This is a genomic window from Gordonia sp. DT30 (assembly GCF_049844915.1).
Taxonomy (GTDB): domain Bacteria; phylum Actinomycetota; class Actinomycetes; order Mycobacteriales; family Mycobacteriaceae; genus Gordonia.
Map to the genome: position 1 here is coordinate 1 of NZ_JBNCLY010000089.1, position 396 is coordinate 396.

At 64.6% G+C, this 396-nt stretch carries 1 protein-coding gene; it reads right to left on the reverse strand.

What is annotated here, in order from left to right; all coding sequences use genetic code 11:
- Positions 1 to 396 (reverse strand): transposase (locus ACLQ3C_RS21555; protein ID WP_425707129.1); only part of this gene is annotated, 396 nt, incomplete at both ends.

Consider the following 396-nt stretch of genomic DNA (forward strand, 5'->3'; position numbering starts at 1 on the left):
GGAATCGGTGAAATTGAGCTGCGCACCAGGGTGGGGTCGTTCTTTGCGCAACAGCAGCCTGGTCCCGGCCGGCCAGGACCTGAGGCAGACCAGGTCGGTGGCCTCCCCGATCCAGGCGCCCTCGCGAACCTCGCCGTCGGAATCGATTGCCGGCATCCATCCGGCGGTGGCATTGAGGTGTTCTACAGCATCTCGGACCCGGTGATCAACGGCGAACCCGAACGAGAACTCGACCCCAACCTCGCGGCATGCGGCAGCGAACCCGTGGGTGGCCCCAGCCGAGTCGGAGCGGACCAGAATCTTCTGTCTCCCACCAACGCCTGGCGTGGGACGATAGTCCTGCGGTAGGGATTCCAGCGCCTGATGTAGGACGGTGATGTGGTCGGCGGTGGTATT